We start from the raw sequence: 1,171 nt of genomic DNA, 5'->3' as shown, positions 1-1,171 counted from the left end.
AATTTTACCCGCCAGAATTGCATCCAAAGAAGCTTCTTCCGATTCAAATACCCGTGCGGGGCCGGTAATTACTGGTTTCTTCACCCCGGTAATTTTGGCGACAGCCCCTTCTGTTGCCAGATTACCTCTGAGGATGGCTAAATGTCCTTGAGGATACATCGGGTTATTCCAAGTCCGAATCACATCTTGATTGGCAGATGGTTCTTCGGGGATGTCTGCTAATATCTCTGCAATGGTTTGACCGCTAATGGTCAGGCTATCACCATGCAATAAGCCATGCACGAGTAGCATCTTCATTACTTGCGGAATACCACCAGCTTTGTGCAAATCTGTAGCGACATATTTACCACTTGGTTTCAAATCACACAAAACGGGAACGCGGGCGCGGATTGTTTCAAAGTCGTCTATAGTTAAATCTACCTCAGCGGCGCGAGCGATCGCTAAAAAGTGCAGCACTGCATTTGTCGAACCACCTACCGCCATGATCACAGAGATGGCATTCTCTATAGATTTGCGGGTGATAATTTGGCGGGGCAAGATTTGTTTACGGATAGCTTCGACTAGCACAGATGCCGATTTTTCCGTGCTGTCGGCTTTTTCGGCATCTTCCGCCGCCATTGTTGAGGAATAGGGTAAACTCATTCCCAACGCTTCAAATGCTGAAGACATGGTGTTAGCTGTGAACATTCCCCCACAGGAACCAGCACCAGGACAAGCCCGACCTTCAACTTCTAATAATTCCTTTTCGTCAATTTTTCCAGCACTGTATTGACCAACAGCTTCAAAAGAACTGACAACAGTTAAATCGCGTCCGTTGTAGTGACCGGGTTTAATTGTACCACCGTAGACAAAGATAGCAGGGATATTCATCCGAGCGATCGCTAGCATTGCTCCTGGCATATTCTTATCACAGCCACCAATGGCTAGCACACCATCCATACTTTGCCCAGTACAGGCAGTTTCTATGGAATCTGCGATAACTTCCCGCGACACGAGGGAATATTTCATCCCTTCAGTTCCCATCGAAATCCCATCGCTAATGGTAATCGTGCCGAACATTTGCGGCATCGCCCCGGCGGTTTTAATTCCAACTTCTGCCCGTTGCGCCAGTAGATTTATCCCCATATTACAGGGAGTGATGGTGCTATGACCGTTGGCAATACCGACAATG

Annotated in this window: 1 protein-coding gene; it reads right to left on the bottom strand. The window is 47.5% G+C overall.

Annotated features, from left to right (window positions below):
* Positions 1 to 1,171: dihydroxy-acid dehydratase domain-containing protein (locus tag A4S05_RS38185; protein WP_069074919.1), on the bottom strand; the 1,171-nt coding region annotated here is incomplete at both ends.

It is taken from the genome of Nostoc sp. KVJ20, assembly GCF_001712795.1.
Lineage (GTDB): Bacteria > Cyanobacteriota > Cyanobacteriia > Cyanobacteriales > Nostocaceae > Nostoc.
This window is presented reverse-complemented; position numbering and strand designations above follow the sequence as displayed.